Origin of the sequence: Pseudomonas sp. PS1(2021) (assembly GCF_020405165.1) — a bacterium.
GTDB classification, from domain to species: Bacteria; Pseudomonadota; Gammaproteobacteria; order Pseudomonadales; family Pseudomonadaceae; genus Pseudomonas; species Pseudomonas aeruginosa.
This window is the reverse complement of sequence record NZ_CP084484.1, coordinates 1,482,165-1,505,799: the sequence shown is the minus strand read 5'-3', so window position 1 is coordinate 1,505,799 and position 23,635 is coordinate 1,482,165. Positions and strand designations below refer to the sequence as shown.

The 23,635-nt window shown below is 66.3% G+C and carries 19 protein-coding genes; 5 read left to right on the top strand and 14 right to left on the bottom strand.

Annotated features, from left to right (window positions below; all coding sequences use genetic code 11):
* Positions 1–28: 28 nt before the first annotated feature.
* The 3 genes from uvrC to pqsH all read right to left on the bottom strand — a co-directional run bounded on the left by uvrC (position 29) and on the right by pqsH (position 3,990).
* Positions 29–1,855, bottom strand: coding sequence for an excinuclease ABC subunit UvrC (gene uvrC, locus LE197_RS07330; protein ID WP_003097551.1), 1,827 nt, complete (start codon positions 1,853–1,855; stop codon positions 29–31).
* Positions 1,856–2,500: a UvrY/SirA/GacA family response regulator transcription factor gene (uvrY, locus tag LE197_RS07325; RefSeq protein ID WP_003090351.1), complete on the bottom strand. Its 645-nt coding sequence runs from the start codon at positions 2,498–2,500 to the stop codon at positions 1,856–1,858.
* A 341-nt stretch (positions 2,501–2,841) separates the two neighbouring features.
* Positions 2,842–3,990, bottom strand: a complete 1,149-nt coding sequence (gene pqsH / locus LE197_RS07320; protein ID WP_033974783.1) for a 2-heptyl-3-hydroxy-4(1H)-quinolone synthase — start codon at positions 3,988–3,990, stop codon at positions 2,842–2,844.
* Positions 3,991–4,608: 618 nt separating this feature from the next.
* Between pqsH and LE197_RS07315 the strand changes: the two genes are divergently transcribed.
* Positions 4,609–5,637 carry an AraC family transcriptional regulator gene (locus LE197_RS07315; protein WP_003097554.1) on the top strand — a complete coding sequence of 343 codons (1,029 nt, stop codon included), beginning with the start codon at positions 4,609–4,611 and terminating at the stop codon, positions 5,635–5,637.
* A gap of 15 nt (positions 5,638–5,652) precedes the next feature.
* On the opposite strand, the gene LE197_RS07310 is transcribed toward LE197_RS07315, so the two are convergent.
* The 3 genes from LE197_RS07310 to vqsR all read right to left on the bottom strand — a co-directional run bounded on the left by LE197_RS07310 (position 5,653) and on the right by vqsR (position 10,458).
* The gene (locus LE197_RS07310) at positions 5,653–6,867 is read right to left on the bottom strand and encodes an MFS transporter (protein ID WP_003113355.1); all 1,215 of its coding nucleotides are present in this window, start codon (positions 6,865–6,867) and stop codon (positions 5,653–5,655) included.
* A gap of 10 nt (positions 6,868–6,877) precedes the next feature.
* The gene (locus LE197_RS07305; RefSeq protein WP_003162157.1) at positions 6,878–9,532 is read right to left on the bottom strand and encodes a TonB-dependent receptor; all 2,655 of its coding nucleotides are present in this window, start codon (positions 9,530–9,532) and stop codon (positions 6,878–6,880) included.
* A 119-nt stretch (positions 9,533–9,651) separates the two neighbouring features.
* Positions 9,652–10,458: a transcriptional regulator VqsR gene (gene vqsR, locus LE197_RS07300; RefSeq protein WP_003097562.1), complete on the bottom strand. Its 807-nt coding sequence runs from the start codon at positions 10,456–10,458 to the stop codon at positions 9,652–9,654.
* Between the two features lie 152 nt (positions 10,459–10,610).
* On the opposite strand from vqsR, the gene LE197_RS07295 reads away from it, so the two are divergent.
* Both LE197_RS07295 and qteE read left to right on the top strand, forming a co-directional pair.
* Positions 10,611–11,714, top strand: a complete 1,104-nt coding sequence (locus tag LE197_RS07295; RefSeq protein ID WP_003090368.1) for a polyamine ABC transporter substrate-binding protein — start codon at positions 10,611–10,613, stop codon at positions 11,712–11,714.
* 206 nt (positions 11,715–11,920) lie between these two features.
* The gene (gene qteE / locus LE197_RS07290) at positions 11,921–12,493 is read left to right on the top strand and encodes a quorum threshold expression protein QteE (protein ID WP_003090369.1); all 573 of its coding nucleotides are present in this window, start codon (positions 11,921–11,923) and stop codon (positions 12,491–12,493) included.
* A gap of 66 nt (positions 12,494–12,559) precedes the next feature.
* Here qteE and LE197_RS07285 read toward each other — a convergent pair whose 3' ends face one another.
* From LE197_RS07285 to LE197_RS07250, 8 genes are all read right to left on the bottom strand, one after another.
* Entirely contained in the window at positions 12,560–13,519 is a 960-nt protein-coding gene (locus LE197_RS07285; RefSeq protein ID WP_003097598.1) for an aliphatic sulfonate ABC transporter substrate-binding protein, read from the bottom strand.
* A gap of 155 nt (positions 13,520–13,674) precedes the next feature.
* Complete coding sequence (locus LE197_RS07280) at positions 13,675–14,631, bottom strand: ABC transporter substrate-binding protein (RefSeq protein ID WP_003097601.1); 957 nt, start codon at positions 14,629–14,631, stop codon at positions 13,675–13,677.
* Positions 14,632–14,642: 11 nt separating this feature from the next.
* Complete coding sequence (locus tag LE197_RS07275) at positions 14,643–15,629, bottom strand: aliphatic sulfonate ABC transporter substrate-binding protein (RefSeq protein WP_015648972.1); 987 nt, start codon at positions 15,627–15,629, stop codon at positions 14,643–14,645.
* A 107-nt stretch (positions 15,630–15,736) separates the two neighbouring features.
* Positions 15,737–16,888 carry an acyl-CoA dehydrogenase gene (locus LE197_RS07270; protein ID WP_003162150.1) on the bottom strand — a complete coding sequence of 384 codons (1,152 nt, stop codon included), beginning with the start codon at positions 16,886–16,888 and terminating at the stop codon, positions 15,737–15,739.
* Positions 16,889–16,892: 4 nt separating this feature from the next.
* Positions 16,893–17,975: an LLM class flavin-dependent oxidoreductase gene (locus LE197_RS07265; protein ID WP_003097607.1), complete on the bottom strand. Its 1,083-nt coding sequence runs from the start codon at positions 17,973–17,975 to the stop codon at positions 16,893–16,895.
* Positions 17,976–17,984: 9 nt separating this feature from the next.
* Entirely contained in the window at positions 17,985–18,929 is a 945-nt protein-coding gene (locus LE197_RS07260) for an ABC transporter substrate-binding protein (RefSeq protein ID WP_003097609.1), read from the bottom strand.
* 9 nt (positions 18,930–18,938) lie between these two features.
* Entirely contained in the window at positions 18,939–20,006 is a 1,068-nt protein-coding gene (locus LE197_RS07255) for an LLM class flavin-dependent oxidoreductase (protein WP_003130938.1), read from the bottom strand.
* Between the two features lie 339 nt (positions 20,007–20,345).
* Positions 20,346–21,242, bottom strand: coding sequence for a LysR family transcriptional regulator (locus tag LE197_RS07250; RefSeq protein ID WP_003119981.1), 897 nt, complete (start codon positions 21,240–21,242; stop codon positions 20,346–20,348).
* A 112-nt stretch (positions 21,243–21,354) separates the two neighbouring features.
* Between LE197_RS07250 and LE197_RS07245 the strand changes: the two genes are divergently transcribed.
* Together LE197_RS07245 and LE197_RS07240 are read left to right on the top strand one after the other, a co-directional pair.
* On the top strand, positions 21,355–21,960 hold the full coding sequence (locus LE197_RS07245; RefSeq protein ID WP_003097613.1) for a 3-mercaptopropionate dioxygenase: 606 nt from the start codon (positions 21,355–21,357) through the stop codon (positions 21,958–21,960).
* A complete protein-coding gene (locus LE197_RS07240; protein WP_003162146.1) occupies positions 21,957–23,540 on the top strand; it encodes a rhodanese-related sulfurtransferase in 1,584 nt (527 codons plus the stop codon). Before LE197_RS07245 ends, LE197_RS07240 begins: the two co-directional genes overlap by 4 nt.
* Positions 23,541–23,635: the final 95 nt, after the last annotated feature.

Below are 23,635 nucleotides of genomic sequence, written 5' to 3'. Positions count from 1 at the left end.
CATCTAGGCTGCGAGGTGAGCCGGCATTCTACTCGCTGTGCAGGACGGCATAAATCTGCTCGGCAAGCTTTTTACTGATACCGGGGGCTTTGGCCAGTTCATCGATACTCGCCCGCGACAATTCCTGCAACCCGCCGAAATGCTTGAGCAGGTCGCGCCGACGTTTCGGGCCGACGCCAGGGACGTCCTCCAGCGTCGACGTCCGCCGTGCCTTGCCGCGCCGCGCACGGTGGCCGGTGATGGCGAAACGGTGCGCTTCGTCACGTATCTGCTGGATCAGGTGCAGCGCCGGCGAATCGGCCGGCAGGGTGAACTCGTGGGAGGCATCGTTCAGGTAGAGGGTTTCCAGCCCCGGCTTGCGGGTCACGCCCTTGGCCACGCCGAGCAGGATCAGACCGGCGACCGCCAGTTCCTGGAGCACCTCCTGGGCCATGGCCAATTGCCCCTTGCCGCCATCCACCAGGAGAATGTCGGGCATCTTCCCCTCGCCGTCCTTCAGGCGACTGAAGCGGCGGGTCAGCGCCTGGTGCATCGCCGCGTAGTCGTCGCCGGCCGTGACGCCTTCGATGTTGTAGCGGCGATAGTCCGATTTCAGCGGCCCTTCCGGGCCGAACACCACGCAGGAAGCCACGGTAGCCTCGCCGCTGGAGTGACTGATATCGAAGCACTCCAGGCGTTGCGGCGGCTCCGCCAGGTCGAGCGCCTCGGCAAGGGCTTCGAAGCGTGCCGCCACATGCTGGCGGTTGGCCAGGCGTGCGCCCAGGGCCTGTTCGGCGTTGGTCACCGCCAGTTGCTGCCAGCGGGCGCGGGTACCACGCACCCGGTAGCTGATCTCCAGTTCGCGGCCTCGCGCTTCGGCGATCGCCGAAACCAGCACCGGGAAATCCTCGTGCGTCACGTTGACGATCAACTCCGCCGGCAGGTCGCGCTCCTGGTGGCTGAGATAGTACTGGCCAAGGAACGCCAGCAGCACTTCGCCCACCTCCTCCTCGATCGCGACCTGCGGGAAGAAGTTCTTGCTGCCCAGCACCCGCCCGCCGCGTACGCTGATCAGGTGTACGCAAGCGCCGCCAGGGGTGACGATGGCGGCGACGATGTCGACGTCGCCGTTGCCACCTTCCATGCTCTGCTGGTCCTGGACCCGCCGCAGGATCGCCACCTGGTCGCGCAACTCCGCCGCCTTCTCGAAGTCCAGGCGCATCGCCGCCTGCTCCATGCCGACGTTCAGCTCGTCGGCCAGCGCGTTGCTCCTTCCTTCGAGGAACATCACCGAGTGGCGCACGTCCTCGGCGTACTCCTCAGGACTGACCAGCCCCACGCAGGGCCCCTTGCAGCGCTTGATCTGGTATTGCAGGCAGGGCCGCGTACGGTTGCGGAAATAGCTGTCCTCGCACTGGCGGACGAGAAACGCCTTCTGCAGCAGGTTGAGGCTCTCGCGGATCGCTCCCGCGCTCGGATAGGGACCGAAGTAACGCCCCTTGCGCTTCTTCGCGCCACGGTGCAGGGACAGCCGCGGATACTCGTCCTCGCTGGAGAGGAACACGAAGGGATAGGACTTGTCGTCCCGCAGCAGGATGTTGTAGGGCGGCCGCCACTCCTTGATCAGCGTCTGCTCCAGCAGCAACGCCTCGGTTTCATTGGCGGTGATGGTGGTTTCCACCTGGGCGATCCGCGCCACCAGCGCAGCGGTCTTCGGCGCCAGGCCGGACTTGCGGAAATAGCTGGCCAGGCGCTTCTTCAGGCTCTTCGCCTTGCCCACGTAGAGAAGCTTGGCGTCCGCATCGAACATGCGGTAGACGCCCGGACGATTGCTGCAGGTAGCGAGGAAAGCGCTTGCGTCGAAAACGGCGCTCATCTAGCTGGCGGCATCGACCATGCCGTGGCGGACGGCGAGCAGCGCCAGCTCCACGTCGCTGGTGATCGAGAGCTTCTCGAAGATGCGGTAGCGATAGGTATTCACGGTCTTCGGCGACAGGCACAGCTTGTCGGAGATGCTCTGCACCTTGTGGCAGTTGGCGATCATCAGGGCGATCTGGATCTCGCGCTCGGACAGCGAATCGAAGGGGGAATCGTGCTGCTGCGGCTGGAAGGACTTCAGCGCCAGTTGCTGGGCGATCTGCGGGCTGATATAGCGCTGGCCGGCGAAGACCTGGCGAATCGCCTGGACCATTTCCTCCAGCCCCGCGCCCTTGGTCATGTAGCCGGCGGCGCCGGCCTGCATGAGGCGGGTGGGGAACGGATCCTCTTCGCAGACGGTGACTACCACGACCTTGATGTCGGGCTGGCTGCGCAGCAGCTTGCGGGTTGCCTCCAGGCCGCCGATACCGGGCATCTTCACGTCCATCAGGACGACATCCGGCTTCAGTTCGCGGGCCAGTTTCAGACAGTCTTCACCGCAGTCGGCCTGGCCGACCACTTGCAAGCCTTCGATGTCGGCCAGCATGCGGGTAATACCGGTGCGTACCAGATCGTGGTCGTCGACCACCAGCACCTTAATCACGCTGCACCTCGTCGCGCATTAGCAGACAACCGCCCACACGGGCCCCCAGGAGATTTCGGCAACCTTAACAGAAAGCCATCCCATGACCTAGCTTGGCGCAAAGGCGTCATAAATCAAGCGTCATGGAAACATCATTCGACGGCATCGAACGGGCGCTGCGAAGTATACCGCCAGCCCCCGGCGAGCGGCAGACCGGATCGCAGCAAAAACCGGCGAACCTGTGGAGAGCCCAGCGACGCCGGGCCTGGTAAAGCGCAAGCGCCCTGGTTGCCCGGGACTTCTCCATAGCGACCATCGCCGAAGTCGAAAACAGGCGACCAAGACGCCACTGGCACCGGCGGCTACTGCGCGGCCATCTCACCGACACCGGTGAAAAGACGCTGGTGGAGGCGCCTGCGACTGGCATTCGGCACCAAGCGAACGAGGGTATTCCTCAGCCAGACGCTCCAGAGCGATTCCCACTGACCAAGGCGGCCGACGATCCAGGATTGCTTCCTGATGAACTCGATCCGCGCCTCGCGTTGCTGCTGGAACAGGATCAGCGTCTCGGCGCGCGGCGCCAGGCACCACAGGCGCGCCAGCAGGAAGGCGTCCTCCAGGGCCATGGCCGCGCCCTGCCCCAGGTTCGGCGTCATGGCGTGTGCGGCGTCACCGATCAGCACTACCCGTCCGCGGCACCAGGAGGCGCCGGCCAACTCCTCGAGGTCGTTGTGCACCAGCGTGGTGGCGCTCGGTATGAGCCGGGCGATGCTCGCGCCGATGCCGTCGAAGTCCGCGTAGTGGGCGGCCAGCCGTTGCGGGGTGACGAAGCCCTCCTCGTCCTCGGGCTCCTCCCGGCGCACCTTCAGGGTCGCGTAGACATACATCTCGCGCGGGCTGATCTGGATGAAGCCGAGGCGCTTGCCGTGCCCCCAGACCTCTCCCGCCAGCTCGGCGTCCTCCAGCCGATGGGGAACGACCAGGCGCCAGCAGGTTTCGCCGGAATGACGCAAGGTCGCCTCCGGCCAGACATAACGTCGCACGCTCGAACGAATGCCATCCGCACCGACCACCAGCGAACAGTCGTGGACAGTGCCGTCGCTCAGGGTCACGCGTTCGTGGTCGAGTCCGTCGAGGATCTGCACGATGGAGACCCCGACCCGAATGCGCGATTCATCCAGCCCCTCCAGTAGCGCCGCATGCAGCTCGTGGCGCTGCAACGCCAGGCCGCCGCGGGAACTCCCACCCAGACTGGAAGGCATCGACATCAGCATCGAACCGTCGTGGGCGTATACGTTGATGCCGGCCAACGGCATGCCACGGCGGAACAGCCGGTCGAGATCCAGGGTGCTGGACAACGCCGTCAACGCATTGCTCGCCAGGGTGATGCCGGTACCGATGGGCCTGATCTCGCTGGCCCGCTCGACCAGCAGCCAGTCGATGCCTGCCTTGGTGAATTCGCGCGCCAGCGCCAGGCCGGCGATCCCGGCCCCCTGGATAAGAACGGTCATCCGTTGCTCCTTAGCAGCGGCATCCGTCGCGACTTCGCGCGGTCGCGACAGGCCTGCCCGAGACGATGAAAATGTCCATCCTAGCCGCCCCGGACAGCCCACCGACCCTATCAGAAGATCGAGTTGACCCTGCTCGCCGACACCTCGCCGCTCGCTTTTCCTGTCCTCCAGGCCACCGGGAGTCCGGCGCGCCGGGAAGGCAAGCGAGGCCCGGGCACGGCACGCGTGGCCGGAAATCCCCGCTAGCCGCCGCCCGCCGCGGCGCTACGGTTTTCCTTGGCCAGCGGCCTCCCGAGCGCCGGCAAGCGGCGATGGCGCCTGAAGCTCAGGGCAACCGGCCCGCGCCACCAACCGCCCACGACGATCATCCAGGCGCAGCCACCCCGGCGAGAGTGGCCGGGACGGCAGTGCTCAGCCGGGCCACGGCAAGCATGCACGACCGATCGGCACGGCGTCGCGGAGGCGCGGCTATACGCAGACCCCGCTCCTGTCAACCCCTTACGCAAGGTAGTGATTGCCGGAAGCCCAGCGTACGAAAATCAACCGAAACGACATCCGCATGGAATAACGAAGCCCTGACGCCTTCAGGGCGATAGCATCGCGTGCAAGAGGTAACCGATGAGCCCGTCCGAAAACATCCAGTACGATTTCGAGTGGCGACCACTCAACAACTACCTCGCCGTGCAACGCATCACACCTCCGGACATGCGTCAGGGTTCGGCTGCCGAGCCGCGCCTGCCCAGCGAAGCGCTCTACGAGTGGATCGTGCTGAACGGACGCTCCCCCCTGGAAGGCCTGAGCCTGGGGGAGCACTACCGCCTTTCCGACTACGGCGTCGCCGGGCTGGCATTGCAGAGTGCCGGCACCGTGGGCGAAGCCTTGCAACTGATCAAGACCAACATGCTGCTGTTCCGCAAGGATATCCGCGGGATCGCGGTGCGACGTTCCAGTTGCGACACCGTGGATGTGGATATCGACCTGCAGGACAAGCCGGACTGGCCGCAGTCGGCCCGGCTGTATCACGCCAACGTCCTGGCGTCGGCCGCCTACGCGGTGTTCCGCGACCTGCTGCTGGGCGAGCTGGAACTGGTCCGCCTGCGCCTCCCGGAAAGGAACGGCGACGTGCGGGCATACGAGGAGTATTTCCGGGTGCCGGTGTATTTCGCCGGCGCAGGCATCACCTTCACCCTCCCCGAGGAATTGCTCGAGGCCGAGATCGCCACTGCCAACTCCGCCGTGTTCCAGGCCTCGCTGGCGCTCGGCAGCAAGGCCTTCAACACCCGCGTCACCCGCGAGATGGGCGGCTACCGCCAACGCATCGTGGCACTGCTGGAGGTGCTACAGGACCGCTACCCGAGCATCGCCTGGGTCGCCCGGCAGTTGAAGGTCACCGAACGGACGCTGCGCCGACGGCTCGCCGACGAGGGCACCAACTACCGGGAAGTGCTCGACCTGGTCCGCCACGACAGGGCGCGCCAACTGCTGCGGGACGAGCGACTGCGCATCGAGGAAGTCGCCGAGAGGCTGGGCTACATGGATACCTCCAGTTTTCGCCACGCCTTCCGTCGCTGGACGGGACAGTGCGCCAACGACTATCGCCAGGCCCGCCTCGCCGGCAAGACCGCGCGGCGCCAGGGCGAACGCTAGCCGGCATGATTCCCTTCAGGGCAATTTCTGCGGATAGGGGCGAAAGGCGAACAGGCTGCACGCAGCCAGGGAAAAAGCCGCGAGCAGCACCCATTCGGCCGTCCCGTAGCCTTCGGCGCGGTCGTACAGCCAGCCCAGCAGGTAAGCGCCGAGACTGATCGACAGGGCGAAGGTGAACGGCTGGATCGAACCGTAGATCACACCGAAGCTGCGCAGGCCGAAGTAGCGCATCAACAGGTACTTGGTGGTGCCGCTTTCCCCTCCTCCACCCAGGCCGACCAGGAACACCGCCAGCCATAGACCGCTCGGTGTGTCGCCCACCAGGAACCAGGCCATGCCGAGCACCGCCGCCAGGGCGAAGGGCAACGCCACCCGAGGCGTCGCCACGCGGTCGAGAAGCCAGCCCATCAGCGGCTGCGACAGCATCATGCCGACCCACAACGCCGACAGCGCGGTGCCCGCCTCGCCCCGGGACAAACCGCGCTCCACCAGCATCGGCACGCCATGGGTCATGATCCCGGACATCACGAACACCGCCAGTACCTGGTTGCCCAGCACCAGCCAGAAACTGGCGCTGCGCCAGGCCTGGGGCGCCGTCGATCCGCTCAGCGCGGTTTCCGCTACGGCCGTGCCGGCGGCCACGCCAGCATCCGGCGCTGGCTCGCGGAACAGCCAGGCCAGCAGCGGCAGCGCCAGGCCCAGTTCGAGCACGCCGTAGACCAGGAAAGCGCCGCGCCAGCCCCACGCTTCGAGGCTCTGGTGGCCGACCAGCAGGCCCAGCGGCCCGCCCACCCCGAAGCCCAGGCCTAGCAGGCCGTAGGCCACGCCCAGGCGTTGGCGGAACCAGAGTCCGAGGATACGTCCGTAAGGCAGGTTGCCTGGCGCCAGCAGGCCGATCAGCAGGAACAGCGCGTAGAGTTGCCAGACGGCATTCACCGCCGCCAGGCCGAGCAGCGGCAGCGACAGGGCGGCGGTCAGCCCGAGCATTGTCCGCCGCGCGCCCCAACGATCGATCAGCCAGCCCTTGAGCGGGCTGGTGATGGCGACCGCCAGTCCGAACAGCGTCACCAGCAACGACACCTCGGCGCGGTCCCAGGCGTACTCGGCGCTCATCGGTGCGATGAACAGACTGAAGGTGTTCAGCAGGATGCCGGTGGGCCCGAGCATGATCGCCACCACCGACGCCAGCAGCACACCGCCGCTGGTCGCGGAAAATTCTCGTTGCGCCACGCCTGGCCCTCTAGAAGCGGTATGCCGCGCGTAGGTAGTAGAAGGCGCCGTTGAAGCCGATCTGCGAGGCATAGGTGTCGTAGCGCAGCACGTCGCCATAGGTGGTGTTCTGCGCGGGCAGCTTGTCCGGACGGACGTCGAACAGGTTGTCGGCGCCGGCGGTCAGCGTCAGGTCGGCGCTGAGCCGGTAGCGCGCGGCGATGTCGGTGATGTACTTCGGGTCGTTGACGAAATGGTTGAATTTCTCCGTCGACCAGGCGTCCGGCCCTACCGTGTAGTCGAGTTCCGAGCTGGTCCGGCCGTAGCGCGTCAGGCGCAGGCTGACCTCCCAGTCCTGGCGGCTCCAGGTGCCGCCGAGGGAAACCTGGCTGCGCGGGGTGGAGCTGGTGATCCAGGCGACCTGCTGGGCATTGAGCAGCGGCTCGCCGTTGGCGCCTCGATGGTTCTTGCGCAAGGTGGTGCGGTTGAAGTTGGCCGACAGTTCCCAGTCGACCTGCCCGTACTCGCCAAGCGCGACGAGGTAGTGACCGGTGATGTCGACACCGCGGGTGCGGGTGTCGGCACCGTTGGCCAGGTAGTGGGTACTGACCGTACTGGCACTGGCCGGCAACGAGATCCCCGCCGCGGCCAGGGCATCGATGGCTTCCTGGCCGGAATAGGTGGCGCTGTCGACGATGCGGTCGCGGATGCTGATCTGGTAGGCGTCGATGTTCAGCCCGACGTTTTCCCACGGGCTGAGTACCAGGCCAAGGTTGAAGCTGGTCGACTTCTCCGGTTGCAGTTCGTCGGCACCGAGCATCTTCGCCGCCGGCGAGTTGGCCGCCAGCAGGCCAAGGGCGATGGTCGGGCCGACGCTGAGGCCGGTGTAGTGCTCCTGGACCAGGGACGGCGCGCGGAACCCGCTGCTTACGCTGGCGCGCAGCGCCACCCGCGGATCGAACTGGTAACGGGTGGCGAACTTGCCGTTGGTGGTGCTGCCGAAGTCGCTGAATTTCTCGTGGCGCACCGCCACGTCGACCTCCCAGGCTGGGGTCAGGGAGGTACCCAGGTCCAGGTAGGACGCCCAGGCGTGCCGCGACCATTGCCCCTCGCTGAGCGGCGAGAGGCCAGCCAGGGATTCCGCCCCGCCGCTGTAGTAGGACGCCGGGTCGCCGGCGTCGATGCGGTAGCTTTCCCGCCGGTATTCCGCACCCAGCGACAACGCCAGCGGAGCAGCGAGGAAATCCAGTTCGAATTCCCGCCCCAGGTCCAGGTTGCTGGTCCATTGGCTGTTGCGGTAGCGCGCCAGGTCGAAGCTTCTCGGACTGTTGCCGGTTTCACGGTAGATCGCCGCGTTCACCGACTGGGTCATGCCGATATCGGGACGGTCGGCGCCGTAGCCACTGCTCAGGTCCCAGTGCCAGGCATCCAGCAGACGCTCGCCGCGCACCCCGGCGAGGAACGCATAGTCGTCCTCGTCGCTGTTCGGGCGCGGCGTGAAGCCGTCCGGATACAGCGTCGGCGCCACCGAAGCCAGGCGATAGTTGGCCGCCGAGGAGGCCTTGCGCCGGGTATAGGTGCCGAAGCCGTACACCTCGATATCGTCGCCCAACCCGAAACCCGAGTTGAGCGCCAACGATTGCCGGTGGAACGCGGGATCGCCCATGGAAATGTTGTCGCGCCGACCGGTGCGCTCATCGATGCCGCTGCGCATCGTGCGCTCCTGCTCGCGATATTCGGCGGTGAGGTTGACGAAGCCGCTATCGCCGAAGGCCAGCCCGATGTTCCCCCCGCCGCCATGGGTGAAGCCGTCGCCGTCGCCGGTCTGCCCGACGTCAGCGGCCGCCGACCCGCCGCTGTCGGCGGACTTGAGGATGACGTTGATCACCCCGGCGATGGCGTCCGAACCGTACTGCGCCGAGGCGCCGTCGCGCAGCACCTCGACCCGCTCGATGGCGTTGATCGGGATGGTGTCCAGATCGACGCCGGTGGAGCCCTTCTCCAGCCCGCCGCTGATATTGAGATTGGCCGTTTCGTGGCGACGCTTGCCGTTCACCAGCACCAGCACATGGTTGGGGCTCAGCCCGCGCAGCGACTGCGTGTGGGTCAACGCCGAGGCGTTGAACGGCTGGGCCTGGCGGGTCAGCGAGGGCAACAGTTTGACCAGCGCATCGCGCAGGTCGACCGCACCGCTGCTGCGTAGCTGGGTAGCGCTGACCACATCGATCGGGCTCAGGCTGTCCTGCGCCTTCACATCGCTCTTGCGCGTGCCGGTGACCACCACGGTGGACAAGGTCGGTGCCACCGTCGCACCTCGCGTCTCCTGCACAGGCGCCTGTCCGCGGCGCAGGACGAAGGCACCGCTTTCGTCCTGCGCGTATGCCAGCCCGCTGCCGGCCAGGGCACGCCGCAAGGCCTCCTCGACACTGAGCCGGCCGCGGATATCCGGTCCGCGCAACCCCGCCACCAGGCGCTGGTCGAAGGCGATCGGCACGTGTCCCTGGCGCACGATGTTCAACAACACCTCGGCCAGTTCGCCGGGCGCTATGTCGAATACCCGGGGCGCCGTGGCCACGTCGCGCGGCCCACCGTCGGCGGCCTGCACCTCGCCCTGCAGCGCGCAGGCGAGCCCCACCGCACAGAGCACGGGGGTCAACGAACGAGAGGAAAGACGTACATCGGGCATGGTCGAATCGTCCTGGATGGAATTCGCCCATGAGTGCAATCCGACGCCGGCTTTTTCAGCGTCGGGCAATATGAATTTCGCATAACCTTATGCGCCCGGGTTCCTCCGCAGGCGGCGCACTAGCGTGCGTCGGCGAGCCGCGGCGCGGGCGGGTTGATCAACAGCGCGAATATCTCGGAGTGGGACTTCACGTTCAGCTTCGCGTAGATGTGCCGGCGATGCACCTTGATAGTGGCGATCGACAGCGTCAGCCGATCCGCTATTTCCTTGTTCGAGTATCCATCCAGCATCAGCCGGATGACATCCGACTCCCGCGCGGTCAGCGGCGATATCAACCCTCTCCAGGGCTGGACTTCCACCTCCGCCGCTGCGATCGGTTTCGCCTCCTCCCTGACCGCATCCTCGAAGTGGATGCGTTTTTTCATCAGCGCGATGACCCACGGGCGAAGCAGCTCGAACAGCGCGATCTGCTCGGCACCGAAGCGGCTCTCGCTGCCCAACGACAGGCATAGGGTTCTTTCACCATCCAGCGGGACGTTATATTGAACTTCGTCCGTCACCACATAATGCGCAAAGTACGTATTGTAATATTCGGTCGTTTCGAAATCTTCGGAGACGATATCCGCAAGATGAAAAAGCCCGCCGCGCCGACAGTTCCTGGATACCTGGTAGAAAGGATCTTGCAGATAAAGTCCGGTTATATATCGACTGATCAGCGGGTCCGGCTCGACTTCTTCTCTCTCCTCCTCCATGAAGGAAAGAATCAAGGGACTGGAATCGCTGAATATCAGGGCCGCCCAGTTGTCGACGGGGGCGAACTGGCCGAGGGTCTGCGCCAGGATCCGCCAGAAGAACGGCCGGTCCAGCGCTTCGAGCAACTTTCCCAGTGACTCGTGCCAGGCGCCGCCGTGCAATGCGATATCCACACAACTACTCCTCTGGGATTAGTCACTCGGCGTTATGTCATGAAGAGTTCCAATGTGCATAATATCGATGCCTTCGAAGATAGCCACAGGTCAGAACTACCAGTTCTGGTAGGTGCAAAATCCAACTTGTTTCGTTTCGGAAAGGAAATCCAATGAAAAAAGTTTGTGCACTGGCGTTATCGATCCTGACGACGATCGGTGCGACAGCGGCGGACAGTGCATGGGCTGCGCAAACCAGCGTCCATCTTTACAACTGGTATGACTTCATCGCCCCGGAAACGCCCAAGGCTTTCCAGAAGGAAACCGGCACCCGTGTCGTCCTCGACACCTTCGACAGCGCCGAGACCGCGCAGGGCAAACTGATGGTCGGCCGCTCCGGCTACGACGTGGTGGTGATCACCTCCAACATCCTGCCCGGGCTGATCAAGGCGGGCGTCCTCCAGGAACTCGACCGCGACCGGCTCCCCCACTGGAAGAACCTCGACGCGGACATCCTCGGGAAGCTTCAGGCCAACGATCCCGGCAATCGCTATGCCGTACCTTATCTCTGGGGAACCACCGGGATCGCCTACGACGTGGACAAGGTCCGCAAGCTGCTCGGCCCCGACGCGCCGGTCGACTCCTGGGACCTGGTCTTCAAGGAGGAGAACATCTCCCGCCTCAGCCAGTGCGGCGTGGCCACGCTGGACTCCTCCACCGAGCTAGTGTCCATCGCCCTCAACTACCTGGGCCTGCCGCACAACAGCCAGAATCCCGAGGACTACCAGAAAGCCCAGGAACTGTTGCTGAAGGTTCGCCCCTACATTCGCTATTTCGACTCCTCCAGAGTCGACACCGATCTCTCCAACGGCAACGTCTGCGTGGTGGTCGGCTGGCAGGGCACGGCCTACATGGCCCAGGTCAACAACGAACAGGCCGGGAACGGTCGCCATATCGCCTACAGCATTCCCCGGGAAGGCTCGCTGGTCTGGGCCGAGAACATGGTGCTGCTCAAGGATGCACCGCATCCGCAGCAGGGTTATGCGCTGATCGACTACCTGCTGCGTCCGGAGGTCATCGCCAGGACCTCCAACTACGTGGGCTATCCGAATGGCAACCAGGCGGCGCTGCCGCTGGTAGAGCGGAAGCTGCGGGAAAACCCGGCGGTTTACCTGAGCAAGGAAACCATGGCGACCCTCTTCCCGCTGGAAACCCTGCCACTGAAGGTCGAGAGAATCCGTACCCGGGTCTGGAGCCGGGTCAAGACCGGGAGCTGACACCCGCCCGAGACGCCCCCTGGAAGCGCGGGAGCGCCCGGAGCCAGAAAAATCCAGCGAGGTCCGCCAGGACCGGCGTTCGCGTCTTTCACCGGGCGAGGCTCTGCCTCGTCCGTCAGGATGCGGCTTGCCGGCTGACCTGCGACCGATAGAGATACCTCTCCCCCAGGGCGGGAAAGCCCCGGGCATGCCTGATGGAGAAAACCATGCTTATCCATTTCTGCCCCAGGCTGCTGACGCCTGCGGGGTTCGACCTGCCGTGCGAGTTGATCGACATCCGCATCAAGGAGTTCGACCTGCACCTGCTTGGCGGGCGCGACGTGGTGGCGCGTCACCCCCTCCCCGACAAGCGCTACCACGTGGCCTGCCGCAAGTCCGGCTGCAAGGCGGTGAATGGCCTGCTGGTGGACGTGGAAAAGCACGTTCCGCTGTTCACCGTGGACACCCGCTGGAGCATCGACGCCGAAGTGGTCCTGCGCCACCGCGTCGAGTACGTGGTGCTCGACGCCGAGCACGATGCGGTGAGCGACTACATGCTGCTGTGGTGCGACGAGGTGCCCAACTACTTCCTCGGCCAGAGCACCCCGGCCATGCAGGTTCCGTTGATGGAACTGATGCGCGGCAATGCGTTGCAGACCGAGCGGCAGGATGTGTTCCGCCTGCCGACGCTGAGGTCCGAACGCCTGCGCCAGGGCAACGCCGATGCCAACCAGCATCTTCCGAGCCGTGAGCAGGCGTTCCACGTCAAGGCCGAGCAGATCAGCTATGGGCTGGCCTGAAGGACGCGCGCCAGCGGCAAGCTACGCTGGCCGCCGGTGCCGCGCATCACAGGGCAGCCGCGCCGCTCAGTGCCGCGGCTGCCATACCTCCACGGCGCGCGCATCCACCGGTTTGGGTAGCAGTCCCTGGGCGTGGAAGGCGTCGGCGATGCGCTGTTGCTCGTCGAGACCATCTGCGCTCACCGGTTGTACGTCGTAGCTGCGCCGCGCATTCGCCTGCTCGACGGTAGCGGCATCGAGATTGCCCCACAGCGGCCCCAGCACCTTGGCCGCGTCGGCCGGGTGGCTCTTGAGCCAGCGCCCGGTGCGCTGCAGTTCGGCGAAGACCTGCTGGAGCACTTCAGGATGTTTCCTGGCGTAGTCGCTGGAGGCGAGGTAGTAGCGCTGGTAGCTGGCCAGGCCCTGGCCGTCGGCCAGTACCCGCGCGCGTTGCTGGCGCTGGGCGCTTGCCACGTAGGGGTCCCAGGTCACCCAGGCGTCGACCTTGCCGTTCTCGAAGGCGGCGCGGCCGTCGGCTGGCGTCAGGTAGGCTGGCTGGATGTCGGAGAACTCAAGCCCGGCGCTGGCCAGCGCGGCGATCAGCAGGTAGTGGCTGCCGGCGGCCTTGGTCACGGCGATGCGCTTGCCCTTCAGCTCGGCCAGGGACTTCAGCGGCGAATGTTCGCCGACCAGTATCGCCTGCGCCGCGGGCGAAGGTGTTTCGCGGGCGAAGTAGGTCAGGCGAGCACCCGCCGCCTGGGCGAACACCGGCACGGTGTCGGCGACGTCGGCGGAGAGATCGACGTTGCCGACATTGAGCGATTCGAGCAACGGCAGGCCGCTGGGGAACTCATGCCAGGACACCCGGATGCCCTGCCTGGCCAACTCGCGCTCGAAGGTGCCCTGGCTGCGGATCAGGGTCAGCAGAGTCGAGGATTTCTGGAAGCCGATGCGCAGGACCTCCTCGGCCTGTGCGCCACCAATGCCCGACAGGACGACGGAAGCGGCAAACACGATGGCCAAGCGACGCAGGAACGGACGAGACATGCGATGACTCCTGGGATAGGTGCGAGCGCCCGCAGGGACGGGAGTTCCAGCTGCCGGCGACGGAACGGAACGGAACGGAACGGAACGGATAGATTATTGGAATAAAAAACAATCGCTAAATAACTTATAGTTATCAATTAATGCCCGGGCAGCGCCTACCGGATATCCGCATCCGACGCCTGCCTGACCGCAAAGCCGCTGGCGAAGGTCGGCCGCACATCGAGGCGCTGCGGAATCAATCCATGGGCCTGGTAGAAATCGGCGGTCTCCTGCTGCTGGCCGAGCGTTCGCTCATCCAGCGCCTGCCAACGCAAGCGCCGGCGTTCGAACTGCAAGCGCGCGGCGTCCTCGGGGAAGCCGATGATCTGCGCCAGGCTTCGCGAATACTCGTCCAGGTGCAGGTACGCCCAGCGCTGGGCGCTGGCCAGGCGTTGCAGGTAGTCCTGCAGCACGGCGCGTTTCGCCGGGTCGGCCAGTGCGCTATCGGTAGCAGCGAGGAAGCTGTTGCCAGCCCACAGGCCGCGACCGTCGACCAGTACCCGAGCCTTGTCGGCGGTCTCCGCGAACGCGGTGTAGGGCTCCCAGGTCGCCCAGGCATCCACGGAACCATTGGCGAGGGCCATTTTCGCGTCCACCGGGCCGAGGAAGCGGAATTCGACGTCCTTCTCGCCCAGCCCGACCGAGGCCAAGGCCTTGAGCGCGACGAAGTGGCCGATGGAACCGCGCCCGGTGGCAATGCGCTGACCTTTCAGGTCGTTGGCCGAGCGCAGCGGCGAATCCCCTCTCACCAGCACGGCGGTACCGTAGGGATCGGATTTGTCGACGGCGATGGCCTTCAGCCGGGCACCGGCGGCCAGGGCGAAGAGCAATGGCGCGTCGCCGATGATGCCGGCATCCACCGCACCGGCATTGAGTGCTTCGGCGAGGGGGGCGGCGGCGGGGAATTCGAACCAGCGGATGTCGTAGGTCAGGTCGTCCAGCGCGCCGGCAGCCTCCAACTGGGCGCGCATGTTGCCCTTCTGGTCGGCCAGGCGCAGGGTCACGCGCTCGTCGGCACAGGCCTGGCCGACGAGCAGGCAGAGAAGCAGGAACAGGCTCAGGGTCTGACGCATTCCGTAACTCCTCAACGCTGGCCGACGCGGAGGTCGGCGGGCAACTGGCGGGCCACTTCGGCGGCACCGGCGGACAGGCTGAAGTCGAACGCCGGGGCGACCTCCAGCGACTTCGGCAGCACGCCTTCGGCATGGAAGAAATCGGCGGCGGTCTGCAAGGTGGCGGCAACCTCCGGACCGAAGACCACAGGACTGATGCGCGCCTCGCCAACCCAGCGCCGAGTGACTTCGCGCGGCATGTTCAGATCCTTGGCCAGGGCCTCGGCGAACGCCTCCGGATGCCTCAGGGCCCAGGCCTGGGCACGCGCCAGGCGGGTCAGCAGGTCGCTGATCGCGGCCTTCTTGCGGGCGATCGCAGCGTCGCTGGCCAGGGCATAGGAGTAGCCGCTCATGATCCCGGCACCGTTGTCGATGACCCGCGCCTGATCGAGCAGCACGGCGCTGGAGGTATAGGGCTCCCAGGGCACCCAGGCGTCTACCGAGCCACGCACCAGGGCGGCGCGGCCGTCCACCGGACCAAGGAAGGAAAAGCTTACGTCCTGCGGTCCGAGGCCGGCGCGACGCAACGCGCCAAGGGCGAGGAAATGCCCCCAGCCGCCGCGATTGACGGCAATGCGCTTGCCCTTGAGGCCGGCCACCGAACGGATCGGCGAGTCCTTGCCGACCACCAGCGCCACGGTCGCCGGGTTGAAGTGCCAGGCGCCCACCGCCTTGAGCGGCGCGCCGGCAGCGTAGACGAAGAGGAACGGGATGTCGCCGGTAAAGCCTATGTCCAGGGCCCCGGCGTTGAGCGCCTCGAGCACCGGTGCACCGGAGGGGAACGCCGACATTTCCAGCTTGTACGGCAGGTCGTCGAGCTCGCCGGACGCGCGCAGGGCGGCGTAGCGGTCGCCCTTCACATCGCCCAGGCGCAGGCTGATGAGGTCGGCGGCACTGGCGGCTCCAGCCAGCAGGGTCGCGGCCAGCAGGCCGGCAAGCACACACAGGGGTCGTTTCATGGGCAATCTCCAGGCAGCTCCGCACGGAGCCGGGGCTATCCTGGGCTATCCGTTCCGCCGGTGCGGTCGCCGACAAGGCCAGGGTCGAGAATCGTGGGAGGTACGTTTCAAAGACTCAGCGCCGCCCTCCCCGCCGCGCTCCAGACGCTATCTTTCTGTGGCGTGTGGACACGTCCGCAAAGCACGTCGCGGTAGTGCCGCTGTAGCGGATTGTGCCGGCTGAGGCCGTGGTTGCCGCTCAGTTCCAGGGCCTTCTCGACCACCGCCAACGCGTTGTCGATGACCGCGACCTTGAGCAGCCCGGAGTCGCTGGCGGGCAACTGTCCGCAGCACGCGGCATCGAGCAGCAGGCGGTTCTGCAGGAGCAGGCCGTCGATCCCGCCGAGCGCCTCCTGCATCCTCGGCAGGCTCGCCAACGGCGCGCCGAGACTGGCCGGCACGCGCTCGCGCAGCCAGCCGACGAGCCACTCGCGGGCGCTCCCGGCGATACCGTCGTAGAGAGCGCCAAGCAACACCGCGCTAGCCTGGGCGAAGTCGCGCAGCACGGCCTGGTCCGGCGCCGGAGGCTGGTCGTGGGGATGCAGGCCGATGGCGTTTTCCAGAGGCACCGCCACCTCTTCGAAGAGCACCTCGTGGCTGCCGCTGGCGCGCATGCCCAGATGGTCCCAGCTCTCCACGATACGGATGCCTGGGCTGTCGCGGCGCACCAGCCAGGTACCCACGCGGGGGATCGGCTCGTCGCTGCGCGCCCATACCGCCAGCCAGGTCAGGCCGGGAATGCCGGTGGTGTAGAGCTTGTGCCCGGACAGCTGCCAGCCGTCGCCGACACGCCGCGCCAGCGTACCCGGCAGACCGCCGCGTGACGGCGAACCCAGCTCGGGCTCCACGCGCAGGCTATTGATCAACGCCCCCTGCTCCAGCACCTCGCGCGCCACGCGCCGCTTGAGCGCGCCGGGCCAATCGGGGTTATCGGCCAGGCGCCGCAAATGCAGGTACTGCATGCACAGCACCAGGGCCGTGGAGGGTTCGCCGCGAGCCACCGCGCCGATTACCCGGCGCAGCTCGCCGAGGCTGGCGCCGGGACCGCCGAGCGCAGGCGGCAAGGCCAGGGCGAGCAGCCCGTGGTGTCGCAGCAGGGCCAGGTTGGCATGGGGAAAATCTCCGCTGCGGTCATGGGCATCGGCGCTTTCCGCCAGTTGCCGGGTCAGTTCTGGCAGCCGTTCATCGAACGCCGCCGAGGGAGTCTGCAGGACGGCCATGGGATCAGGCCGTGGCGCGCCGGCGCTCGCGCTCGGCGACTTTGGCGCGGGTCAGCGGGATCAGCTCGCGGCCATATTCCACGGCATCGGCGAGGGGATCGAAACCGCGAATGAGGATATTGCGCACGCCCAGGTCGTAGTAGGCGAGCAGGGCGTCGGCCACCTGTTCCGCGGTACCGACCAGGGCGGTGGAGTTGTGCCCGCCACCGACCAGCCTGGCGATTCCGGTCCAAAGGCGCTCGTCGAGGCGCTCGCCCTGCTCCACCGCCTTGAGCAGACGCTGGGCGCCGACGCTCTGCGGCTTGCCCTTGGGGAAGCCGGCCTCGCCCAGGCGCGCGCCGGCGCTTGCGCGTATCGCCTCGGCCTTGGCCCAGGCCTCGTCCTCCGTGCGCCCGAGGATGGGCCGAAACGACAGGCTGAATTCCACTTCGCGACCATTCGAGCGCGCCTGTTCGCGCACAGCGGAGATGGTTTCGGCGGCCTGTGCCAGGGGTTCGCCCCAGAGCATGAACACATCGGCCTGCTTGCCGGCGACCTTCAGCGCGGCTTCCGAGGAGCCGCCGAAATACACCGGAATGTGCGGTTTCTGCTGCGGACGGATGGCCGAGAAGGCGTGCTCCACGCGGTAGTGCGCGCCGTGGAAATCGAAGGGTTCGGTGCTGGTCCAGGTGCGCTTGAGCAGTTCGATGAATTCGTCGCTGCGGGCATAGCGCTGGTCGTGGTCGAGATAATCGCCGTCCTTGCGCTGGTCGGCGTCGCTGCCGCCGCTGATGATATGCACCGCCAGGCGCCCGTCGAGGAGGTGTTCGAGGGTCGCCAGCTTGCGCGCGGCCAGGGTCGGGGCGACGAAACCGGGGCGGTGCGCCAGCAGCAGACCGATCCGGGAAGTGGCCAGGCCAGCGGCGGCGGCCACCAGGAATCCATCCGGCTGGTCCGACCAGTAGCCGACCAGGATTCGATCGAAGCCGGCCTCTTCGTGGGCGCGTGCGAAAGCGGCGATGTAAGGCTTGTCGAGGATAGGTCCGACCGGCGCGAGGGTCTCCGAGGCCAGGCGATGGCCGATCATGCCGAGAAACTGGATGCTCATGGTCCGTACTCAGTGGAAGGCTTCGTTGAAGGACGTGTCGATCACCGTGGAAGTGTCGAACGGCTTGGGCAAGGCACCGGTCTGCAGCAGGAAATCCGCGGTCTCCTGGTAGTCGGTGGCGGCCTGGGCGTCTACCGGGCCGACGCTCATGCCGGCCTGGCCGATCCAATGGCGGGAGACTGCCCGGTCGAGATTGGCCTTCTGCGCCCAGAGGTCGGCGTACTGCTCCTTGTGTGCCTCGACCCAGGCCCGTGCCTTGCGCAAGCGGCCGAGGAAGTCGGCGATCTGCGCGCGCCTGGGCTCGATGGAAGCAGCGTTGGCGGCGATGCTGGACAGCCCCGGCATCAGGTCGCGGGCGGTGAGAATCGGCCGTGCGCCGGAAACCACGATCTGCTGCGAGATATACGGCTCCCACACCGGAAAGGCATCGATGCTGCCGCGCGGCAAGGCGGCGGCGGCGTCGATCGGCATCAGCTTGACGAACTCCACGTAGTCCTTCGGCAGGCCGGCTTTCTCCAGCGCGCGCAAGGTCAGTTGCTGGCTCCAGGCACCGGGCCAGTAGGCGACTTTCCTGCCCTTGAGATCGGCAATGCTGCGCACCGGAGAATCCTTCGGCACCAGCAGGGCTATGGTATCGGGGTTCTGCCGCGAGACGCCGACCAGCTTCACCGGCGCACCCTTGGCGGCGAGGAAGATGAAGCCCGAGTCGCCGAGGAAACCCAGGTCCAGCGCTCCAGCCTGCAACCCTTCGGCCACCGGCGCGGCGGACTGGAAATGCTTCCATTCGACCTGGTAAGGCGCGCCTTCGAGAACTCCTGAGGCCTCCATGGAAGCCCGAACGTTGTAGTAGTTCTGGTCGCCCACACGCAACGTCGGCAGCTCTGCGGCCTGGGCCAGGGAGGCACCGAGCAGAAGCGTGGCGAAGCTGGTTAGCAGGTATTGCTTGAGTTTCATCGGAGCTCCTCAACCGGCGTGCCGCAACAGCGGCAGGCGGGCGATATGGTCATGTATGGCGGGAATCAGGCCCTGGCCGTAGCGCACGGCGTCGCCGAGCGGATCGAAGCCTCGAATCAGGAAGGTCGAGACGCCCAGCCGGTAGTACTCGCCAAGCGCAGCGGCAACCTGCTCGGGGGTGCCTACCAGGGCGGTGGAGTTCCAGCGCGCCCCGGTCAGCCGGGCCACGCCGGTCCACAAACGGCTGTCGAGCACTTCGCCCTGCTCGGCAGCGGCCAGCAGGCGCTGCGAACCGACGTTCTGCGGCTGGTGGTCGCGCAGCGGCAGACCGAGGCGCGCACGGTTCTCGCGGACCTGTTCGAGCACCTCGGCGGCACGCTTCCAGGCGGCCTCCTCGGTATCCGCGACGATCGGCCGGAATGACACCGAGAAGCGCGGATCGCGTCCCTGGGCCTTGGCGGCGGCGCGCACTCGGCGGATATGCCCGTCGACCGCGGCCAGCGGCTCGCCCCAGAGCATGTAGGTGTCGGCGTGCCTGGCGGCGACCTCGATGGCTGCGTCGGAGGAGCCACTGAAATAGATCGGTATGTGCGGCGACTGGCGCGGGCGCACCGCTGGCGAGGCGCCCTGGAAGCGGTAGAACTCGCCGTCGAAATCCACCGGTCCCGTGGCGGTCCAGATAGCACGCAGGGCTTGCAGGTATTCGTCGGTACGGGCGTAGCGGCGGTCATGGTCGAGGTAGTCGCCATCGCGCGCGAGGTCCTCGTCGTTACCACCACTGACTACGTTCAGGGCCAGGCGGCCCTCGCTGAACTGATCCAGGGTAGCCAGTTGGCGTGCCGCCAGCGGCGCTGCAATCACCCCCGGGCGATAGGCCAGGAGAACGCCAAGGCGCCGGGTGGCAGCGGCGACGAAGGAACTGACCACCGCGCCCTCGGCGGCATTGCTGAAATACCCCACCAGCACCCGGTCGAAGCCGGCGTCCTCATGGGCCTGGGCGAAACGCCGGACGAAACCGGCGTCCACAGCCTCCCCCAACGGCTGGTCCACCTCGGAACTCGGTGTGGCGGTGATCATGCCGAGAATTTCCACGCTCACGCTGTTGCCCTCGCCTGGGCCGCTCGACTGATAAGGTTGGCGGCTGTCGTTATAAGAAAAACATCTGCATGGGTGCTTTTCTTAGAAGCTACAGGCTGAAACTACATGATGGAAATTCATTTTTGTCATATCTTAATATGCTAAACGCGCATATTTAGCTTTTCCGTCTTTGCGTTTCCCAAGGCGGACATTATGCGTAGCCGCCCTCGCTCCCTCTTCCCTCTGAAGCGAAAAGGGGCTCGCAGGGGAATGTTGATCCCGACTGCAGCCCCTTCTCATTCACGCTCCCGTCTCCCGGGGATCTCCCGGCGCCGCTACTCAACCGGCTTGCATATCCAACCCCTCGGCCACCGCCCTGCCGAACAGCCGTGCCGGCGTCTCCAGATTGCCCAGCAGGCGCGGACGCACCAGCCAGAGCTGGATCAGCGGCTGGAAATCCTCCAATTGCAGCACCCGCAACTGATCGCGGTAGCGGCTACGCGCCAGGGCCGGCGCCGGCACCAGGCCGAGACCCCGGCCCGCGGCGACCAGGCCCAGTTGCAGCTCGCTGCCGAAAGTCTCGAGGTTCAGTTGCAGGCCCAGGCCCTGATCGGCCAGGGCCCGTTGCAGGCCGGCACGGAAGCCGCAGCCATCGGGGTTGAGCACCCAGCCATGGTGGTAGCAATCGAGCAGGCGTCGCGCCTGGATGGCACTGTCGCGGGCGACCACCACGCAGAGTTCCATGCGCCCTAGGGGCGTGGCGCCGAGTTCTTCGGGGAACACCTTGCTTGGCGGAAACAACACCACTGCCGCGTCCAGTTCGGCATTCTCCAGGCGCGCCAGCAAATGGCTGCCCCAGCCAGTGCCGACCTGCGCGCGCAGCTCCGGGTACTCGTCGGCCAGCCGCCGAAGGGCATCCAGCAACACCACCTCGCCGATACTCTGCGGCACGCCCAGGCGCAGCACGCCACTTGGTGTGGCGTCACCGGCCACCAGTTCACGCAGGCCATCCACCTCGCGCAGCACCCGCCGGCACTGTTCGTAGACCCGCAGTCCGCTGGCGGTGGGTTTGAGCGGCTTGGTATTGCGGTCCAGCAATGCCACTCCGAGGGACTCCTCCAGGCTCTGTACCCGCCGGGTGATCGCAGACTGGGTCAGGCCCAGGCTCTCGGCGGCCTGGCTCAGGGAAGCGTTGCGGATCACCGCGACGAAGGCGTCGATGTCATCGATTTTCATGGGGCCGGCACCAATTGCATTTCTCGCATATTAGCTTAGATTCAAAATGCATTTCAGGAATAAAAAAGCGTTTGCTACCGTACCGCCAGAACTTCCCGGAGTGAATCCCCGCATGTCATCCATCCTGCGCCTCGACCGCCTGCGCCAGTTCATCGGCGAGCTGGCGACACTGCTCGACAGCCGTCCCGACGAATCCACCCTGCTCGCCCAAGCCCACCCCCTGCTGGCCGAGCTGGTGCGCCAGGACGACTGGCTGCCGGAAGACTGCGCCCGCCCCGATCCACAGCGCTACCAACAGTACCTGCTGCATGTCGACTCACGGCAGCGCTTCTCGGTGGTCAGCTTCGTCTGGGGGCCGGGCCAGATCACACCGGTACACGATCATCGGGTCTGGGGCCTGATCGGCATGCTCCGCGGGGCCGAATACTCGCAGCCGTACGCCTTCGATGCGGGGGGGCGTCCGCATCCCAGCGGAGCCCGTCGACGCCTGGAGCCCGGCGAGGTCGAAGCGCTGTCGCCACGCATTGGCGACGTGCACCAGGTGAGCAACGCCTTCAGCGACCGCACATCCATCAGTATCCACGTCTACGGCGCCAATATCGGTGCGGTACGGCGTGCCGTGTTCAGCGCCGAAGGTGAGGAAAAACCCTTCATTTCCGGCTATTCCAACAGCCGCTTGCCCAATATCTGGGACCTGTCGAAAGAGAACCCCGCATGAGCCAGATCGCCGTACGCACCTTCCACGATATCCGCGCCGCTCTCCTCGCCCGCCGGGAGCTGGCGCTGCTCGACGTGCGCGAGGAGGACCCGTTCGCCCAGGCCCATCCCCTGTTCGCCGCCAACCTGCCGCTGTCCAGGCTGGAACTGGAGATCCATGCCCGGGTGCCGCGCCGCGACACGCCGATTACCGTCTACGACGACGGCGAAGGCCTGGCGCCGGTCGCCGCGCAACGCCTCCACGACCTCGGCTACAGCGACGTGGCCTTGCTCGATGGCGGCCTGTCCGGTTGGCGCAACGCCGGCGGCGAGCTGTTCAGGGATGTGAACGTGCCGAGCAAGGCCTTCGGCGAACTGGTGGAGGCCGAGCGCCACACGCCATCGCTGGCCGCGGAGGAAGTACAGGCTTTGCTCGACGCCAGGGCCGACGCGGTGATCCTGGATGCCCGTCGTTTCGACGAATACCAGACCATGAGTATCCCCGGCGGCATCAGCGTGCCCGGCGCCGAACTGGTGCTGCGCGTCGCCGAACTGGCGCCGGACCCGCGCACCCGGGTGATAGTCAACTGTGCCGGGCGCACTCGTAGCATCATCGGTACCCAGTCGCTGCTCAACGCCGGCATCCCCAACCCGGTGGCGGCATTACGCAACGGCACCATCGGCTGGACGCTGGCCGGTCAGCAACTGGAACACGGCCAGACGCGACGCTTCGGTGCGATCTCCCAGGACACTCGCAAGGCCGCCGCCCAGCGCGCCCGTGCCGTCGCCGACCGCGCCGGCGTCGAACGCCTCGACCTGGCCGGTCTGGCCCAATGGCAGGACGAGCACGACCGCACCACCTACCTGCTCGACGTACGCACGCCCGAGGAATACGAAGCCGGTCACCTGCCTGGCTCCCGCTCCACGCCCGGTGGCCAGCTGGTTCAGGAAACCGACCATGTCGCCAGCGTGCGCGGCGCGCGCCTGGTACTGGTGGACGACGATGGCGTACGCGCCAACATGAGCGCCTCCTGGCTAGCCCAGATGGGCTGGCAGGTCGCGGTACTGGACGGACTCTCCGACGCCGACTTAAGCGAGAGAGGCGCCTGGAGCGCGCCGCTGCCGAGGCAACCCCGGGCCGACACCATCGACCCGACCACCCTCGCCGACTGGCTGGGCGAACCGGGCACCCGGGTGCTCGACTTCACCGCCAGCGCCAACTATGCGAAACGCCACATCCCCGGCGCCGCCTGGGTATTGCGCAGCCAGTTGAAGCAGGCACTGGAACGGCTGGGCACGGCCGAGCGCTACGTACTCACCTGCGGCAGCAGCCTGCTGGCGCGCTTCGCCGTGGCGGAAGTCCAGGCACTCAGCGGCAAGCCAGTGTTCCTTCTCGACGGCGGCACCAGCGCCTGGGTCGCCGCGGGCCTGCCGACGGAAGACGGCGAAAGCCTGTTGGCGTCGCCGCGCATCGACCGCTACCGCCGCCCCTACGAAGGTACCGACAATCCGCGCGAAGCGATGCAGGGCTACCTGGACTGGGAGTTCGGCCTGGTGGAGCAACTCGGTCGCGACGGAACCCACGGCTTCTTCGTGATCTGAAGCCATTACCCGACGAAATCGGAGAGTCATCGAATCGACGCCGGGCAGGCTGCGGAAACGACCCGGAAGTGCGGAAGAGCGGCGCCCCGAAAATG

Excerpts from the sequence above, each read along its gene's own strand:
- uvrC (WP_003097551.1), bottom strand. The coding sequence starts at position 1,855 with ATGAGCGCCGTTTTCGACGCAAGCGCTTTCCTCGCTACCTGCAGCAAT.
- pqsH (WP_033974783.1), bottom strand. The coding sequence starts at position 3,990 with ATGACCGTTCTTATCCAGGGGGCCGGGATCGCCGGCCTGGCGCTGGCG.
- LE197_RS07315 (WP_003097554.1), top strand. The coding sequence starts at position 4,609 with ATGAGCCCGTCCGAAAACATCCAGTACGATTTCGAGTGGCGACCACTC.
- LE197_RS07305 (WP_003162157.1), bottom strand. The coding sequence starts at position 9,532 with ATGCCCGATGTACGTCTTTCCTCTCGTTCGTTGACCCCCGTGCTCTGT.
- LE197_RS07295 (WP_003090368.1), top strand. The coding sequence starts at position 10,611 with ATGAAAAAAGTTTGTGCACTGGCGTTATCGATCCTGACGACGATCGGT.
- qteE (WP_003090369.1), top strand. The coding sequence starts at position 11,921 with ATGCTTATCCATTTCTGCCCCAGGCTGCTGACGCCTGCGGGGTTCGAC.
- LE197_RS07285 (WP_003097598.1), bottom strand. The coding sequence starts at position 13,519 with ATGTCTCGTCCGTTCCTGCGTCGCTTGGCCATCGTGTTTGCCGCTTCC.
- LE197_RS07280 (WP_003097601.1), bottom strand. The coding sequence starts at position 14,631 with ATGCGTCAGACCCTGAGCCTGTTCCTGCTTCTCTGCCTGCTCGTCGGC.
- LE197_RS07275 (WP_015648972.1), bottom strand. The coding sequence starts at position 15,629 with ATGAAACGACCCCTGTGTGTGCTTGCCGGCCTGCTGGCCGCGACCCTG.
- LE197_RS07270 (WP_003162150.1), bottom strand. The coding sequence starts at position 16,888 with ATGGCCGTCCTGCAGACTCCCTCGGCGGCGTTCGATGAACGGCTGCCA.
- LE197_RS07265 (WP_003097607.1), bottom strand. The coding sequence starts at position 17,975 with ATGAGCATCCAGTTTCTCGGCATGATCGGCCATCGCCTGGCCTCGGAG.
- LE197_RS07260 (WP_003097609.1), bottom strand. The coding sequence starts at position 18,929 with ATGAAACTCAAGCAATACCTGCTAACCAGCTTCGCCACGCTTCTGCTC.
- LE197_RS07255 (WP_003130938.1), bottom strand. The coding sequence starts at position 20,006 with ATGATCACCGCCACACCGAGTTCCGAGGTGGACCAGCCGTTGGGGGAG.
- LE197_RS07250 (WP_003119981.1), bottom strand. The coding sequence starts at position 21,242 with ATGAAAATCGATGACATCGACGCCTTCGTCGCGGTGATCCGCAACGCT.
- LE197_RS07245 (WP_003097613.1), top strand. The coding sequence starts at position 21,355 with ATGTCATCCATCCTGCGCCTCGACCGCCTGCGCCAGTTCATCGGCGAG.
- LE197_RS07240 (WP_003162146.1), top strand. The coding sequence starts at position 21,957 with ATGAGCCAGATCGCCGTACGCACCTTCCACGATATCCGCGCCGCTCTC.